Source organism: Coleofasciculus sp. E2-BRE-01 (assembly GCF_040221695.1).
Lineage (GTDB): Bacteria > Cyanobacteriota > Cyanobacteriia > Cyanobacteriales > Coleofasciculaceae > Coleofasciculus.
In genome coordinates, this window is record NZ_JAVKEA010000086.1 from 1 (window position 1) to 16670 (window position 16670).

General features: G+C 45.3%; 10 protein-coding genes. 4 read left to right on the forward strand and 6 right to left on the reverse strand.

Annotated features, from left to right (window positions below; all coding sequences use genetic code 11):
- On the forward strand, positions 1 to 843 hold an 843-nt coding region (locus tag RIG66_RS10495), incomplete at its 5' end, for a DUF2887 domain-containing protein (protein ID WP_446377756.1).
- A gap of 76 nt (positions 844 to 919) precedes the next feature.
- Here RIG66_RS10495 and RIG66_RS10500 read toward each other — a convergent pair.
- Positions 920 to 2164 carry an HhoA/HhoB/HtrA family serine endopeptidase gene (locus RIG66_RS10500; protein WP_446377758.1) on the reverse strand — a complete coding sequence of 415 codons (1245 nt, stop codon included), beginning with the start codon at positions 2162 to 2164 and terminating at the stop codon, positions 920 to 922.
- A 690-nt stretch (positions 2165 to 2854) separates the two neighbouring features.
- On the opposite strand from RIG66_RS10500, the gene RIG66_RS10505 reads away from it, so the two are divergent.
- Positions 2855 to 3847 carry an endonuclease/exonuclease/phosphatase family protein gene (locus tag RIG66_RS10505; protein ID WP_446377760.1) on the forward strand — a complete coding sequence of 331 codons (993 nt, stop codon included), beginning with the start codon at positions 2855 to 2857 and terminating at the stop codon, positions 3845 to 3847.
- Here RIG66_RS10505 and RIG66_RS10510 read toward each other — a convergent pair.
- A complete protein-coding gene (locus tag RIG66_RS10510) occupies positions 3828 to 4928 on the reverse strand; it encodes a hypothetical protein (RefSeq protein ID WP_446377774.1) in 1101 nt (366 codons plus the stop codon). The two genes, RIG66_RS10505 and RIG66_RS10510, sit on opposite strands and share 20 nt — an antisense overlap.
- Before the next feature lie 402 nt (positions 4929 to 5330).
- On the opposite strand from RIG66_RS10510, the gene RIG66_RS10515 reads away from it, so the two are divergent.
- Positions 5331 to 6842: an FAD-dependent oxidoreductase gene (locus tag RIG66_RS10515; RefSeq protein WP_446377762.1), complete on the forward strand. Its 1512-nt coding sequence runs from the start codon at positions 5331 to 5333 to the stop codon at positions 6840 to 6842.
- Positions 6843 to 6871: 29 nt separating this feature from the next.
- Here the strand turns inward: RIG66_RS10515 and RIG66_RS10520 are convergent, their stop codons facing one another.
- From RIG66_RS10520 to RIG66_RS10535, 4 genes are all read right to left on the reverse strand, one after another.
- Positions 6872 to 8020 (reverse strand): YbjN domain-containing protein, encoded by a 1149-nt coding sequence (locus RIG66_RS10520; protein WP_446377764.1) that lies wholly within the window; start codon positions 8018 to 8020, stop codon positions 6872 to 6874.
- 92 nt (positions 8021 to 8112) lie between these two features.
- Entirely contained in the window at positions 8113 to 8784 is a 672-nt protein-coding gene (locus RIG66_RS10525; protein ID WP_446377766.1) for a hypothetical protein, read from the reverse strand.
- Positions 8784 to 13835 carry an eCIS core domain-containing protein gene (locus tag RIG66_RS10530; protein ID WP_446377768.1) on the reverse strand — a complete coding sequence of 1684 codons (5052 nt, stop codon included), beginning with the start codon at positions 13833 to 13835 and terminating at the stop codon, positions 8784 to 8786. The genes RIG66_RS10525 and RIG66_RS10530 overlap by 1 nt, the downstream gene beginning before the upstream one ends.
- Before the next feature lie 204 nt (positions 13836 to 14039).
- Entirely contained in the window at positions 14040 to 14744 is a 705-nt protein-coding gene (locus RIG66_RS10535; RefSeq protein ID WP_446377770.1) for a Uma2 family endonuclease, read from the reverse strand.
- A gap of 355 nt (positions 14745 to 15099) precedes the next feature.
- On the opposite strand from RIG66_RS10535, the gene RIG66_RS10540 reads away from it, so the two are divergent.
- Entirely contained in the window at positions 15100 to 16272 is a 1173-nt protein-coding gene (locus tag RIG66_RS10540) for a YcjF family protein (RefSeq protein WP_446377772.1), read from the forward strand.
- Positions 16273 to 16670: the final 398 nt, after the last annotated feature.

Genomic DNA, 16670 nt, shown 5'->3' on the forward strand with positions numbered 1-16670 from the left:
CTCTACTTGAGGCAATACCAACCGCCTCATCCTTGGCAGGTTGTCGTGATCTATCCTACTCGTAGGATTGAACGAGAACAAGCGTTTCAATTTGGTGAAATCCTTACCCTCAATCGCGTCACACGCATTTATATTGATGAATTAGGAGAAACCTCATCCGGTTCCCTTGGGATTGAAATGGTTAAGCTGGTGATTGAGGATGAGGAGACTGCACCGGAACGAGCAAGACGATTAGTCGCACAAACTCAAATACAGATAGATGATCAAGCAACTCAGCGCAACCTAATCAATTTAATTGAGACAATCCTTGTTTACAAATTACCACACAAAAGCCGCGAGGAGATTGAAGCGATGTTCAGCTTAAGGGAACTCAAGCAAACTAAAGTTTATCAAGAAGCCTTAGAAGAAGGTGAAATCAAAGCCAAGTTAGCCGCGATACCGCGCATGATAGAATTTGGCTTAAGGTTGCCACAAATCGCCCAGTTGCAAGATTTACCGCTAGAGGTTGTGCAACAGACAGAACAGTTATTTCAGAAACAAAAAGTTGCCGCTTTTATTCAACTCTTAACGAATCAGCGTGACTTGTTTTCCGCCCAAGATTTGACAGAATTACAGGAGTGGATAGCACCGTTACCGGATCGGATTGAAGATTTATCCCAGGCGATCGCACAATGGTGCAATCAGGAATCACATACCCTACAGCGTCAGGCTTGGCGTCAAGTTCTCTCTGATTTATGGAAGGCGACGGTGGAAACCATCTTGAAAACCTACCCCAAGACTCTGGATTTAACATCCTCTCCCCTAACTAAACAAATGGTGCAACAGGGAATTGAAAGGAATTGACACCGGGAACTGTAGAGACGTTGCATGCAACGTCTCTACAACTATCATGCAACGTCTCTACTATTTTTGATCAACCTTACTGCTGCATCTGGGTTGGCAAAGCACCGGGTTGTACTGTCACCTCAACATTTTTGCGATCGCGGCGCAATTCTAGGTTTAAATCGCTCCCTATTGGCGTCATTTGCACCACCTTTTGGACATCTTCGGCATCTTTGATCGACTCACCATTAATTTCATGAATCACATCCCCAGCTCGCAATCCAGCTTTATCAGCAGGGGAATTCCGCATCACTCTGGCAATTAGTACCCCTTTGCTTTCATCAACAGTCAGACCAGAATTGGGATTTTTGTTGATGTTTTCTTTCAACTCTGGGGTTAATGTGACCATCTGAATTCCTAAGAATGGATGTTCAACTTTCCCGGTGGCGATTAATTGTTGTGCAATCCGTTGCGCTGTATTAATTGGAATAGAAAATCCTAACCCTTGAGCGCCTTGAATAATTGCTGTATTCATCCCAATCACTTCACCGGATGCATTCAGCAGGGGTCCACCTGAGTTACCGGGGTTAATTGCGGCGTCTGTTTGGATAAATTGGACGCGCTTATCGGGAACGCCTACTTCTGAACTGGAACGTCCTGTCGCACTGATAATACCTGTGGTGACGGTATTATCTAATCCTAACGGATTCCCGATCGCGATCGCCCATTCCCCCGGTTTGAGTGGCTCTGAATCCCCTAAGGTGACAATGGGGAGATTATCGGCTTCAACTTTAATCACCGCTACATCAGTTACAGGGTCAGTTCCTAGCACTTCTCCCGCAAATGTGCGACCATCTTTGAGAACCACATCCACTTGATCCGCACCATCAACAACATGAGCATTGGTGAGAATCATCCCATCGGTGTTAATAATGAACCCCGAACCCGTTCCCCGTTCTACTCGCTGCTGCGGTTGTTCCGGAATTTGAGATCCGAAGAACTCGCGGAAAAACGGGTTATTAAATGCATCGGGAACTTGAGACGTCACAGTTTTGGAGGCGTTAATCCGCACAACTGCGGGTCCCACAGTATCCACAACCTTAGTAATAAAATTGCTGTTTTGGGGAGTGGACAGGTTAGCTGGAGGAATGATTCCTCCCAACACCTGAGAGGATTGGGGAACAATGGAGTTGGCTGAAACTTGAGGATTACCGGAGATGAAAGAGTTGGCGCCAAAGGAAACACCAGCGCCTAGCAACATCAGGGATAGATAGGTGACGGCTTTTTTTACAGGGGAAGCGTCGCTGTCATGAGAGTTGGATGTTTTCCTGTTAAATACCATAATGATTCTGCTGTTGAAATAGGATTGATTTGGATGATGTCAGTTACAGTTTGTCGGAGTTCGGTTAATTCGTTTTCAGGTAGAGAAAACCCGAATCCTAATCAACTCTCTCCCACCCATGGCTAACACCCCCATTAACTTTGTGATAATTATTTGCGGATAAGGTATTAACCGGGTCTGGCGTCGGTCGGTGAATCCGTTGGCTGGGAAGGAATCACGATGACCTATCGCTGACATTTATCAATATAGATACTTGTTGTGACGTGGTTATGACAGTGTAGTTTCGCTGATGTGAAGATTTCTGGATTGGTGCTGTAGGCTTCCCAGTGCTTTGGAGGAAATCCTCCCATTGAGGTTGTGCTTACCGTAATTATAGGATACTCCCTTTTGCATAAGGGAGATGCAATCAGAAATAGATTCTAACAACTCCCCTGGTTAGGGTGAGATCGTCCTTTATCCTACTTACTCCCGAAAAGAAGCAAGTTACTGGACTGACACAGCTAAAATTGTGGAATAGATTTGACGTTTAAACCGGGCGCAAGCCTTGCGCCCCTACAATTCTAATCCACCAAATAAGGTGTGTCACGCCACTACGTCTTTTGTCCTTTGTAAGAGTTTGAGGACTATTTACACAACTTAATATGGCTTGGTTGATTTCCATCAACCTACTGATCACGACAGCGACTCGATATGAAACAGTTCTACTTTTCTCAACCAACATCCCGACAAATCGACATCAAGAATATTGCCTTTGGCTTAGGACTCACGGGACTCATTCCTTGTCTTCTATTATCTGTAGCTGCTTATCTGGGAGGATTTCACCGATATTTTGAATTACTCTCCCACTTCAAAATGCAATACTTCATCATTAGTTGTATTGTTTTCCTTTTATTTTCCTTAGCACGACGAAAAACCTGGTGGTTGATTAGTTTGTTTTGTTTAACCCTTAATGCTGTAGAGGTTATTCCCTGGTATATTCCCCAATTTTCGGATATAAATACGCCTTCCGGACAACCGTTGCGAGTGTTACTGGCAAATGTCTATAGTGATAATCAGCGTTATGCTGAGTTTATCTCTTTGGTCAAAGCCGAAAAGCCTCAACTGCTCGTTGTCCAAGAAATTAATCCAATTTGGTCACAGCAACTGGAAGCACTTAAGCCTCTCCTTCCTTACCAGATTGTTCACCCTAGATTTGATAACTTTGGCATTGCTGTATACAGTGCGATTCCTCTGCGAAATACGGAGATTAAATCGTTCACCGAGTATGATATTCCCTCTATTTTTACCGAGGTACAGTGGCAAGATAAGACTGTTTCTATTATTGCCACTCATCCGTTACCGCCGATTAATGCGGAGTATTTTAAGTCGCGCAATCAGCAACTTTTAGAACTGGGAAAGGTGATAAGCTCAACCAACACTATTCATGCCGTCATCGGTGATTTGAATACAACAATGTGGTCTCCTTATTACCGCAAATTTATCCGTCAGACTGGATTGAAAAATGCGCGAGCTGGTTTTGGTATTCTCCCCACTTGGCCCCAAGGTGCGCCAATGTTACAGATTCCTCTGGATCATTGTCTGATTAGTCCAAAAATCAATGTTTTAAAGATTCGCACTGCAGGGGATATTGGTTCCGATCATCGTCCTTTAATTGTCGATTTGGTTATACCAGAACAAGGCTGATAACAGAATAGAGGGCTAAGGTTCCCTTACTACAAGCCGACTTCAAAATCCCTCCCTCTAACTGATAAATCGCTGCCATAATGCCATTATCTGGATTATCCAATAGGGACGCCTTAACTTCTTGTAAATAATCCCGAATCGCTTCCCGCAAAACAGGGCGCTCAACGTTTACGGTATGTTGATAATCCCAAACATCCCAGATAATAATTCCTACGCCAACAATCGGATCAAGAAACTGAGCGCCGAATTTACCAGCTACAGCGCCGCCCGTTTTTGCTGCCATTTTAGCGGAGGCTTTTCCGGCAAAGGATACGGCAACTTTACTGCCAATTTTAGTGACCACGGGAATCATGGCTTTGGCAAATAAGTAAGTGCTCCCGCCAACTAAAACTTTTAACGATAAATTAGACAGATTGCCTTCTGTATCTCGGATCGTTACCGCAATATCATCCAAATAGCGCTCCCATTCGCCTTGCGGAATCTGGTACTGAGTTTGAATGTTGGAAATGTTGTTTTCCAAGTCAGCAATATATAAATTTACCGTATCTCTGGTGATGTGTTCCAATTGAAGTTGGGCAATTTTAGGGCGGAGGACTCGTTTGGTGAATTCAGTTTGGAATTCCTCCGTCATTTTTTCGGCGACGGCTTGATTGGGAGTCGGTTTTGTGGTATCCATCCAGTGAGAGACGGCTGAAGATACCCAGACAAATGGAGCGCTAAATTCCAGTTTCTTTTGATTAAAATAATCAAAATACCAATCCAGGAAATTACCATCCACGCGACTCATGAGTTGATCAACCCACCCATCGAGTTGGTCTGAGGCGAACTGTTCTGCTGTATGATGAGCATGGGTAATCGCGGTTGCGATCGCGCGATCGATCTTCTCCTGATCCGGTACAGTCCGATCAATGGTGACAACCTCATGGTTCGGCTTCTCTGAACTCGCCGCATCGGTTGATAATGAACTGGCAATAAAACCACTTCCGATCAGCGGGATAATCACAATTAGGATAACCGCCACCCAAATATAAGGTGTCACTGATTTAATCAACTGACTCCAGGCTTGTAGGCGAGTCGTCATTTCTGTATAGGTTGGTTTTTCCGATGGATTGGCTGGGGACAAGGTTGGGGTATGAGTAGGGTTAAAGGGCGTTTGGGTTTTCTCAGCGCCAGGTGATAGGGGCGCAGAGGGATGAGTCGAGGTATAGTCCTGCGATCGCTCTTGGTTCATTAGCTATTCTTTGTCCGTTAGATCAATAGTTTCCGTTAGATAAGATTTACCCAAAACTACCCACAAGTGGACTTTCTTGGAACTTACTTCCTGCTTCTTATTCCCCAATTTTAACCGTAAACTTTAATTTTAGATGCTCAACCCAGATCGAGTATCAACAGTCGCGTTTAAAATTGTTCCTCCCAAAGATAGATGAAAGCGCGTCCAACTCCTCCATTACAGTAGAACAATACAGCCTAATTTTATACACCCATGACTTTGATTGCTGGAAAACCTGCTTCATTTTGGATTGATTCAACGCCAACGTCTACATTTTCTCCTTTTATCAACAACCTTGTTGTCGATGTAGCGATTGTTGGTGCTGGAATCGCTGGACTGACCGCTGCGACCCTGTTAAAGCGTGCGGGTAAAACCGTTGCTGTGATTGAGTCGAAACGAGTTGCTATGGGCGTGAGTGGTCATACAACGGCAAAGATAACATCGCTGCACAAGTTAATCTATGCCGATCTCATTCAACAATTGGGAGAAGACAAAGCCCGCCTTTACGGAGAGTCCAATCAGGCGGCAATTGAGCAGGTGGCTCAACTGGTTAAAGAGGAACAGATTGATTGTGATTTTAGCCGTCAAAGTGCCTACACCTTTGCCGATTCTCCAGAACAGTTGAGTCAAATTGAAGCTGAAGTGGAAGCGGCGATCAAATTAGGACTTCCCGCTTCATTTGTTAAAGAAACCTCACTCCCCTTTCCTATTGCCGGAGCGGTTAAATTTGAAAATCAAGCGCAGTTTCATGTCCGCAAATATTTGCTCCATTTGGCGAGAAGCATTCCAGGTAATGGTAGCTATTTGTTTGACGATACGCGAGTGGAAACCGTTGACGAAGATAGCCCTTGTCAAGTTCAAACGACTAGGGGGGTACTTAAAGCCAAAGATGTAATTGTCACCACAAATTTGCCCATTCTGGATCAAGGACTGTTTTTTGCTAAAGCCTATCCGAAACGTTCTTATATTGTCGCCGCTTCGATTGATCCAGCCAAAGCACCGGATGGTATGTTTATTAGTGTCGGTGAACATTATCGATCACTACGGACGACGCCCTACAATGATGGTGTACTCCTACTGATTGGTGGCGAGAGTCATAAAACGGGTACAGTTACCCAGACAGAGGAACGATATCTGCGTTTAGAAGACTATGGTCGCACCCAGTTTGGCATAGATACTTTCGAGTATCGCTGGTCAACCCAAGATATGGTATCCTTCGACAAGTTACCCTACATTGGTAAATTAACCCCAGTTAACAATCATATTTATGTCGCCACGGGATTTAGTCTCTGGGGTATGACCAAGAGTACCCTATCGGGGATGATCCTGTCTGATCAGATTTTAGGACGTTCCAATCCCTGGGCAGATTTATATGACGCCACTCGCGCCACTCCCTTTATCTCAGAAACCTCGATCAAAGAGAATTTGGACGTGGGTAAGCATTGGATTGGCGATCGCTTGAAGGGGTTAGATGAGTCCTCTTTTGCTGATGTTAGCAAAGGCGAAGGGAAACTGCTCACCATTGATGGGAACAAAGTCGCCGCGTATCGAGATGAAAAGGGTTCAATTCATGCGGTTTCCGCCGTTTGTCCTCACTTAGGCTGTATCGTCGATTGGAATAGTGCAGAAAAGAGTTGGGATTGTCCCTGTCACGGTTCCCGGTTTAGCTGTAATGGACAAATTCTCCAAGGACCAGCGGTTAAGGAGATGGAACGGATTCAATAATTGTGCGTAGTGGGAGCATCTTGCTCCCCTTAGTCAGTCTGAGTTTCTATCTGTGCGATCGCGTCTTCTGGGGAAGCATCACCCTTAATCACAGAGGTAATTCCGGGTAAATACTCATCCATCATCATGATATTGGTATAAACCAAGCGTTTGATCAGCGCAAACGTGAGGGTTGAACCTTCTACATCAACACTGGTTTTGTAGCGGATTTCTCCGTCGGTAAAATCTAATTCAAAATTACCAATAATCATGCCATAATTGGCTCGGGCGATAAATTCTCCTAAAGCTCGACGCTTTGTTTTTGGCGCTTTAATGGGGCAAATTGAGTAAAAAACTACTTGTTGTTCTTCTTCTCTGGCTTTAGCATAGCAAGTCCATGTACCGTTTTTACCTTGGAAAGCGAGGTGCAATGTTGGTTCACCCTGAATTTTTGTATAAGTCCAGTCATCTGCGGTGAAAAAATTGGCAATTTGCTCAAAAATAGATTTATTTATAGGAGTAGCTTTGAAAGCGGCTTCTAATTCCTGAACCAGCTTATCCAGATTGAAATCGTCCAGTTTCTTGAGAAAATTGGTGCTTGCCTCAAGCATCTGGGAAGTGGCTTTTTCAGTCATCGCTGATAAATTGCCCCCAGTCCAGTCTTGGAAGAAGGTGATCAGAGCATCAGAAATTGCGTCGTTTGAATCCGACGTGGCGGCTTGGGCAAGAAGGGTTGGACTAATGTAGTCCCAAAGGGTACGGTAGCCCCTCTCGCCTGACTCCTGGGGTTGTTTAGCTGACAGAAGTAACCAATTATCGGTGGACAATAAAGGGCTGTCCGGCTGCTCTTGGGTTAGATTTAGGATATACGTTGCAGCCTCATCAACGTTGGCGGCGTGTTCTGTTAGGTGGGACAGCCAATCAGGTTTTAGAGTGGTTTCGAGCTTGATGTCTGGTTCGGGTAGAAACTCCAAAGCCTCAAGGGGGCTTCGCATTTCTGGGGTGAGATTGAATAATCTTTCAGTTTCAATGCGTTGGTAGAGTTCGGGGTTTACCTGGAAGGTGAGGCGGCATTCGATGAGTTCGTTGTTTAGTTGGGTTAAGAATACAAGTGGGTTGGTAACAGTTAGAGGTGAGTTTGAAGGCTTGTTTAAGGTTACTTCTTTGTTTAATTGATAATGTTCAGTCTTTACTTCCATGCAGCGTTATCTCTAGTAAAGTTTAAGTAAGATTCAATTGTTCGCATTCGCTATTTGAAGACGGTGATCGGGGTATGAGATTAGCCATCACACTATGCCCAGCCTAAATGTTGGTTAACAGTATCTAGACTATCCGGATCATCCGTGTAGATTGCACGCAAACTAGGTATCAATAAAACACCATTGGCTAACTCCTCAACACACCAGGCTGGAGCTGATAATAAATGTTCTCTATCTAGATGTTCTTCTATGTAAGTGGAACTGTAAAAATTAATTTCACACACTTCAGCCACTTCAAAATTTGTGTCCAGATCTACAGATGAAATATCTGGTGCTTCATCGCTAAATCCACAGCCGTAGTATATAGGATAATATTCAAGTGTTTTTCGTAAGATCTTCAAAAATTCTAAAGAATTATGTTCTCCCAAATCACGATTTACTCCTATAAGAGTATCAACAGGAGTACTGAGAGTCCATCCCGGAGCATCCTCAGAATTTATAGAATAAATGAACTCGAAAGGATACTTCCAAAAATGTTCACTAATCGTGCTATAATTTTCACGGCAACTATTTAAAACTCTGTCTACGATTTCCTCAGAATTACTAATAATGTTTCTAGGTGAATCAAATGGGAAAGCGAAGCCATCTACAACTTTGTAACCTTCCTCTTGTATTTGATTTATGAAGTCGCACAGTTTCTCTGGAGAGAACATTTGTGTGCCACCAAAAACACCAAATCCAATAAAGTTTAATGAATCTAACATTAAAGCGTTCCCTCTACAACTTGTACACCCTCTTTTTCCAAAGCCTTAACTAATTCATCTGGTACATCTTCAAGAGGTGGCTTAAATGCATACTCAATCGGAGCACCAGGATACTGGTCTTTACGAAGCTTAACTTGAGCTATCATTTCATCAATCATTGTTTGGAAGTCTCTGTCAAATATCTTTTGTTTACTAGGGCTTAGTGGTTTAGCTAGGTCTTGCTTTAACGAAAATGGCCACCTTTTCTTCCAATCATAGTACTTAACATCAATTATTTTTCCATTCTTAAGGACAATATCAGCAGCTTTCTTTCCACCTATTATATCACCTACCTTAGCAATCTCAATTCCTTCGTCTAGGAGTTTCTCAATATGCTTTATCTCACCGATTGCTCCCTTAGTAGTTGTCTTACCTGCTGTTAGGTCTTTTAATATCTCAGATGCTCCCGGAATATGAGAAATATTATCGTATTTCTTAAGTATGTCAACACCGTTATCTCCGAGAATACCAAGCGCCTTAACTGCGTTATCTCCATGTTTGCCTAGCAGTGCTGCTGCATCAGGATTTCGCCAAACAGTTTCTAATGCTTTTTTATTATTTAGTAACACATCCAATGTATTTCCGTTAATATGATCTGCAAGATCATCAATTTGACTAATAGCTGCATCAAGATCCTTGTTAGAATGGAAATACTTCTTCAGTCCAGGATGATCTCCAGCCAAACCAGACTTACTTAGAAGTCCTTCAATGCGTTCTGCCTGTGCTGTTGTTGCCTTTGATGGAATACAAGGACTATTACAGAGCGTCAGAACTTTACGTACATCAGGGTTCATATCGGCGTAGACGCGCCACAAATCAGGGTTATCTTTAAAAAATTGCTGTGTCTCAGGTGTAAGCCTCTTCTTCCATCTCAAGAAGTCGCCAACTTTTTCATCTGCTAATTGAAGTGCATCATCGCCATAGTGAATTAAAAATTCTGCTCCCTCATCACCGTATTTAGCAACAAATTCAAGCCCTTGTTCACCAAACTTCTCAGCAATTTCTCCAGTCCCTTGTTTGACTGTCTGCTCGGCAGCGCCCTTACCCACTTTGCCCAGTAACTCATCAGCATACTTAGTTAGTATTTCTCCAATCTCACCCAAAGCCCCCAGAACTGACTTCGCCGCACCACCAGCATTACTCAAAAGCTTCCCGATACCCTTAACAATATCTAGAACGAAGCCACCCAACTTCGCTAAACCTTTGAACGCTAACCCCAACGCCTCACCTGTCCAGTCAAGAACCTTAGCGAAGATTTTGAGTACCTTCATCGCACCCTTCGCCGCCGTCACGGAACCCGCTGTCAGAATACCCAAAGCCACCTCAAAGGCGATAGTTCCCGCTAACCAACCAACGGTTTCACCCATCTGCCCTTCAGCAGTATCCTGCATCATGAATTCACAGACTTTCTGGGCAAGTTGACCTCCAGCATTGGTAATCGCTGACTCCACAGCCGCCCAAGCTTCCCCCAGCTTCTGCATTAACCCCTCAAAGGTCAAACCCTCACCGCCGCTGAATGCTTCTTGCACCGCAGGCATGAAACCTCCTGTTACTTGTTCTGCTGGGGGTTGCAGTTCTGTTCCCATCTGTTGCAATGTTTGACCAATTACTACTTTGTCCACACCTGCATCAGATGAAGCTGCTGCGGTTTGATCTGTGGCAGTTGACTGAGCAGCAGGTTGAGGACTCAGCGCCTGATTTGCCGTATCGTTGAGCCAGCTAATCAGATTACCTAACCCCTTAATCCCTTCATACATCAGAACGAAGGGGTCAGTCAGACCTTCCCAAATACCCTTGAGTAACCCCTTAACAAATCCCAGGATAAACGCAGGGCTACCACCACTGATAATTTTTGCCAACTTGTTGGTAATTGCCACCTTCGTATCTGCGGGTTGCGCCTTCACACCCTTAAGAAAACCAAGCACACCCGCCTTGAGCATGGGCCACAATAGCCCGAACATGGGTAAAGATGGCGCAGCTTCTAACAAACCGATAACGACATCCAGCAAGAAATCAATGATGGGCAGTTTATAGCAGTCATCCAGCATCCGCCAAGCGGAACCCGCTAAGATAACCGGAATCATCGCCGGATTAACAATAGCTAGCGCCAGAGAACTGAGAACCCCAGCGTAAGGTTCGATTTTTGCCTTGATTTTGACGAACGCTTCCTGTACAGCTTTGGCAGCAGCTTGGAATGATTGCTGCCCCCAAGTCACTAGCTCTTTGACACCATCTGACACAGCCTGTACTAAAGACTGCGCCGCACTTAACAAGGGTACTCCAGTCACCGCTCCCAATAATCCCAGCACGGCTTCGCTCAGTTGCACAGCTTGGTTAACCAAACTGGTAACCGTAGACTGCACCGCCTGACTGAAACCCTGTACCGCACTCAAGAGTTGGGGCAAAATCGTATTGCCCATTTGTTCGTGGGCACTCTTGACAATATTTGGGTCATCTTTGTGCGCCCACAGCCATTGCACAGACTTCACCAATTGGGGTACGAACTTGACAACTGCGGCAATTATCCCCACAGGGGAGAAAGCGAGCAACACCGTACCCACTTTTTTCAGGGGTTCGATAACTGGAGCAAATGTCACCTTAATTTGCTCCCACACTTCTGAAGCTTTAGTCTTTAACCACTCCAGAATGCCGCCCTCGCCATCGCCACCGAAACCGAGTTGCTGCTTCACCCAATCCCATGCTGCACCAAGGGTATTTCGCACGGGAGCGCCCCACTCCCAGATGGTTGTTGCCAGTCCCTTAACAGCGTTAAACACCCCACCTGCCACATTCATCAGTGTGTCAAAAGCTGGAGCAATGACCAACTCTGTAACTTTTTTGAACGTACCGCTAACCGTAGTAAAAGCCGTCTGGAGTTGTTTGATAACTGGGTTGTCCATAAAGGCTTGACCCAATTCTTGCAGCGACTTTATGCTGTTTGCAAATGCTTTACATGAGGCTGGGTCACCTTTGCCCAATCCCTGAATCGTGGCAAAAACTCCAGCAAAGCTACTCTTGAGTCCAGTGATGACGCTACCGATATCGACGTTTGCCATCACCCCAGACAACCAACCTTTAACCCCCTCTTTAATTTTTTCGCTCAGTATCCCAACTGGACCTTGACGTATCAAATTAGCCAAACCCGGAGCAACTCTGGCAACCAATGCAGCAAAGGCATCTTTGCCCATCGAAGCAACGTCTCCAACCTTATCCCCAACCCATTGAGCGCCCGAACTCAGTTTATCTCCCGCCCATTCGACACCTGAACCTAAGGTATTTGTGACATCATCCCAACCCCATTTCTGAACAGCTTTGTTGTCCTTGGGAGTAATGTTTTCAGCAAGAGACTTCCGTTGGATTTGCTCCTCTTTTTGCTCGTCTGCTGCACAGGTGGCACACTTCATCTGGATAGATGCACCCAGATCTTTATTATTAAGCGACTGCTGTTGCGAATTGTCTTGAACTTGTACGGCTGATGTCGATTTTAAATTTGGAGATTGGGCAGGATTAATTTTAGTTTGGATAGATTTTTTATTAGAGCTTAGGCTAGTCAGCGGTTTTTCCTGGAGAGTTTTAGCTGCACCCTGCTGTATGGTGTGAGTTAACTCATGTGCCGTTAACTCATCGGCATTGGGAGATTTTCCTGCACCATAGTAAATATTACTGCCATGGGTAAACGCCTGCGCTCCCAACTCCTTATTCATCTGCACCGCTGTGGAGTCGGTATGCACGCGCACGGGACTAAAATCAGCACCGAAGCGAGGCTCCATGAAACTACGGACATTCTCAGGTAAAGGATTCCCTCCACCCTGAGAACTCGCCAGACGATTTTCTATACTGGGACTGGCTTGGGTGGTATCTGAGGCGGAGCGTTGCACTAAGGAACTAATTGATTTAGCCAGAGGGGGTTTTTCGGCTTCGGTTTGGCGCTGAACAGACTGGGATAGAGTAGAATCTGGCATTGCCATGACTTTCGCCGCCATGGTATCCGCTTCTTGTTCGTATTTATCCCCCGGTTCGCCAATGGTTAGTTTGGTTTGAACGGATTCGTCTTTTTCCTCTTGTTCCTCTGGCTGTTCACATTCGCTACATTTCGCCTGAATTGCTCCATCAGACTGTACTGGCTGTTGAGGAGGTTTTTGTTCCTTGTTGTTTTTGAGTTGAAGATTAAACGGGGTATTATCTGAACCCGAAGCAGTATCATCCTCTGGGTTATCGGGTGGAGAACTGGCAAATGGCTGATTGTGAAGCGATTCGGGTTGTGTTTCTTCCGATTCTTCTACTTGACTTTCGCCAGAACTATCCTGGCGTTGGACAGAATAATCCTGAGCTAATTGTTGAGCCTTAAACTGATTCAACCCATTTAATACAGAATTAGCTCGTTGTCCTATCTGGGGTTGATACTGATGCTCTAATCCGCTGGTGGAAAGCGTCCTCTGTACTGGAGATGGCTGTGTACCTGGAGTATTAACCGGAACCGTGAGCCAGTTAGAACTCAAACGGGATGCTTTTTCCTTTCGAGCTTGCAAATCCGGCTTTTGAGATTGTGAGTGTGTACTTCCTGCTTCAGATTGCTGATTAGGAGTGACATCTTCTTCCTTTTCCTCTGCTTCCTTTTCCTCTGTGTTGGGGGACTCCGGATTCGGTGATGGGGAGGCGGACAGTTCCTTTGGCTGAACTGTCTCTTCTTCCTCGTCTGAAGTTGCCTCAACCTCTGGCACTTCTGGCTGCTGTATGTTGGGTTCTAACGCTTCACTTGCTGGTTGTTTCTGAACAGGTTGCGGGGGTGGGGTTTTGGGTACATTAACTGGGACATTAAGACCGTTATAGCCGACAAAGGCTGACTGTTCTAGTTTCTGTTGCAAAAACGCCTTCTGTTCCTCCGGTGAGCCTCGCACCAAAGGTTTCTGCCGCTTGGGGACTTTGAAACGGCGTCGCTGCAACGGATTCGGTTCGGACTTCCGACTCAAGGGTGAGAAATTTTTTTTGCGGATGGGTTCTCGAAAAGACATTGCCAGAAGCTCCCCCAATTATTGCTGGTCTTTTCTGTGCCTCCCTATCCCGCCAATAGTCTGTGTGGGATTGTTGGAAGAAAATATCCTTAATCATACCTCCAAGGAGAGAAAGACACTAGAACCATCTCACGAAACTTAACATACTTGCGATCGCGTGCGTCGGCTTATAGAGTAACTTAGGGGAGCTGAGGGAGCTTGATATTAAGCCTCTGGCTCAATTCCAGCCGCTCTTAACTGCTCTATCAAAGCTTGAACACGTTGTCGTTCCTGCTCCACTAATTCTACTCCCCAGGGTAAAAGTTGCCCAGATTCATCCCACCACCGCAACCAATACCCCTGGCGGTTTCCCTTGGTTCCTTCCCACACACCCAGAAATAAACCGAGTGCCTCTATCCAGTAGCGATTCTCCTGGGGTTGTTGTAGGGTATAACGCCCAGAATCGTTAAGCTGATAGACTTCCAGCACCCCTTGTTGGGGTTCAAAAATAGCATACTGGGGGACTCGCAAGACTTGCTCATAAAAATACCATTTTCCCGGAGGATAAGTCGGCTTGATTGAATATTCACCGCCTTCTGTATCTGAGAGAAACTCCATCACAATTCCTGGAATATCTCCTTGCAGGTGAGGCGTATAACTACGACGCACGTTTTCTGGCGACACCTGAATCCGAGGGACATACATCCAATCAGGAGCTTTTACCACAATCTTGCCATCTAACCGGGCGCAGACACCGTAATTCGTGGCGACTAGCATCGTTTCTCGCAATCGCCCTGTTACTTCTAAACTGTCGCTTAATGCGGCGGCTAATGTTGGCTGATCAATATTATCCACTGGCTCATCGGGTAAGGGGAAATCATCCGGTAGCTTCTCCCAGGTAATTTTAGGCTTGCTGGTTACCGTTGTCATCGCGTAGTCTCTCCCTATCCATAAGCTCTATTGTATAGCTGTATAGCGCTACGCGAAGCGTGAATAGGCAATAGGCAACACCTCGACTTACCTCGACTTCGCTCGGTAACACGCTCGGTGTTTCATAGGCAATAGTGAAGATAAAAGCTTACCTGACAAGGGATTGACCCTTCGACTTCGCGGCAATTGAGCCTGTCGAAATTCAGGGTCAAGCGATTTGAATTTTTCTTGTATGTCCTAACTAGAGTGCGTAGTGCTATAGATAAGTAATGAGCGCGATCGCACAACTTGATACACTAAGAAAGCAGTGGATAGCGTGGTTCTATCTCAGACAACGACCAAGGAATGACTGGGAATGGCAGAGGATTTTTCAGTTGATCAGCTTTTGGACAAAATGAGCGACGCCTACGAAGATGCCGGAAAGGACACGGGACAGTGTAATGTGCTGGTAATTGGCAAAACGGGTGTGGGCAAAAGTACACTGATTAATGCTATTTTCCAATCTCGTCTAGCCGAAACCGGGGTTGGTTATCCAGTTACCCAAACTATCCGACGCTACCGCAAAAAAGGCTGTCCGATTACGGTTTACGATACCCCTGGACTTGAACTCAATCCAGAACAGATTCAACAGGTTCGCTTAGATATCGCGGAACTCATCGATACGCAACGGCTACAAGCCGCCCAAGAACATATTCATGTGATTTGGTACTGTTTAGAACATGAGGCGGGACGATTTGATGAAGTCGAGGAAGAATGGCTGAATAAGCTGCAACTACAAGATGTACCAATTATTTTAGTCGTAACCCAAACCTTAACCCGAAAGCGCAGCGAGTTTCAAGTCTTTTTAGATAGTAAAAATTTACCCGTTTCTCAGGTTGTTGCGGTTCTTGCCCAGCCTAAACCCATCGATGATGAGTATACAATTAAAGCTCATGGTTTAGACCATCTGGTCGAAGTAACGGCTAATCTTCTGTCTACCGAAGCACGTAAGGCATTTCTGAGAGAACAGAGTCGCAATATTACCTTAAAAGCTGGGGAAGGGTTTAAATATGTGACGGGATATGTGGCGGGTTCTGCATTAGTGGGTGCGTCTCCGATTCCCTTTTCTGATGCACCAATATTAGTCTCAATGCAAACTGTGATGCTAGCGAATATCACGGCTATATTTGGGTTACCTTTTGATCGCGCCTTTACCAGCACCGTAATCTCAACGATTGTAGGGGTGGGCGGTGTAGCAACTGTGGGGAGAGCGATCGCGGCGAATTTACTTAAAATGATACCAGGTGCTGGGACAATTGTGGGCGGTGCAATCTCCGCTTCTACCGCCGCCGCGCTAACGTTGGCACTGGGTTTAGCTTATATCGAGTCTCTCAAATATTATCTGAAACGCAAACTGGAGGGACATGAAATCCCCCTTTCTGAACTGGCAAAAATTATTCTTGAACAATATAAGTTTTATGCCAGAACGGGTCAAAAAACTCTGAAAGAGGAACCCATAACCCCCCCTCGCAAAATTGATATTGAATAAGTAAGTAGGTGGGGACAATTAAAGTTAACGGCGGAGAACTCGCTGTCTTTGAGAAGCAAGCTACGTCATTTGTCATTGGGGGTGTGGTTTGTTCTTACTTTTCACGGGATCTGGAAAACCTCTCTCCAAACCTCTCTCCTACAAGGAGAGAGGCTTTGAATTCTCCCCCATGGAACAAAAAGCGAAGCAACATCTGGTCTCCCCCTTTTTAAGGGGGACGGAAGGGGGATCTAATAGGGGGACGGGAGGGGGATCTAAGAGGGCTGACAGGTGTAGGTTTTTTACTTGAGGGTGGGGACTAGACTTGGAGGACAAGGAAGGAAAGTAGACAAGGTAGAGAAGAAAAGTAGACAAGGTAGAGAAGAATTATATAGTTCAAGACGTATTTATGGAAAAAG

What these genes read in the sequence shown, in the direction of transcription:
- RIG66_RS10500 (WP_446377758.1), bottom strand. Translation starts at nt 2,164, where the DNA reads ATGGTATTTAACAGGAAAACATCCAACTCTCATGACAGCGACGCTTCC.
- RIG66_RS10505 (WP_446377760.1), top strand. Translation starts at nt 2,855, where the DNA reads ATGAAACAGTTCTACTTTTCTCAACCAACATCCCGACAAATCGACATC.
- RIG66_RS10510 (WP_446377774.1), bottom strand. Translation starts at nt 4,928, where the DNA reads ATGACGACTCGCCTACAAGCCTGGAGTCAGTTGATTAAATCAGTGACA.
- RIG66_RS10515 (WP_446377762.1), top strand. Translation starts at nt 5,331, where the DNA reads ATGACTTTGATTGCTGGAAAACCTGCTTCATTTTGGATTGATTCAACG.
- RIG66_RS10520 (WP_446377764.1), bottom strand. Translation starts at nt 8,020, where the DNA reads ATGGAAGTAAAGACTGAACATTATCAATTAAACAAAGAAGTAACCTTA.
- RIG66_RS10525 (WP_446377766.1), bottom strand. Translation starts at nt 8,784, where the DNA reads ATGTTAGATTCATTAAACTTTATTGGATTTGGTGTTTTTGGTGGCACA.
- RIG66_RS10530 (WP_446377768.1), bottom strand. Translation starts at nt 13,835, where the DNA reads ATGTCTTTTCGAGAACCCATCCGCAAAAAAAATTTCTCACCCTTGAGT.
- RIG66_RS10535 (WP_446377770.1), bottom strand. Translation starts at nt 14,744, where the DNA reads ATGACAACGGTAACCAGCAAGCCTAAAATTACCTGGGAGAAGCTACCG.
- RIG66_RS10540 (WP_446377772.1), top strand. Translation starts at nt 15,100, where the DNA reads ATGGCAGAGGATTTTTCAGTTGATCAGCTTTTGGACAAAATGAGCGAC.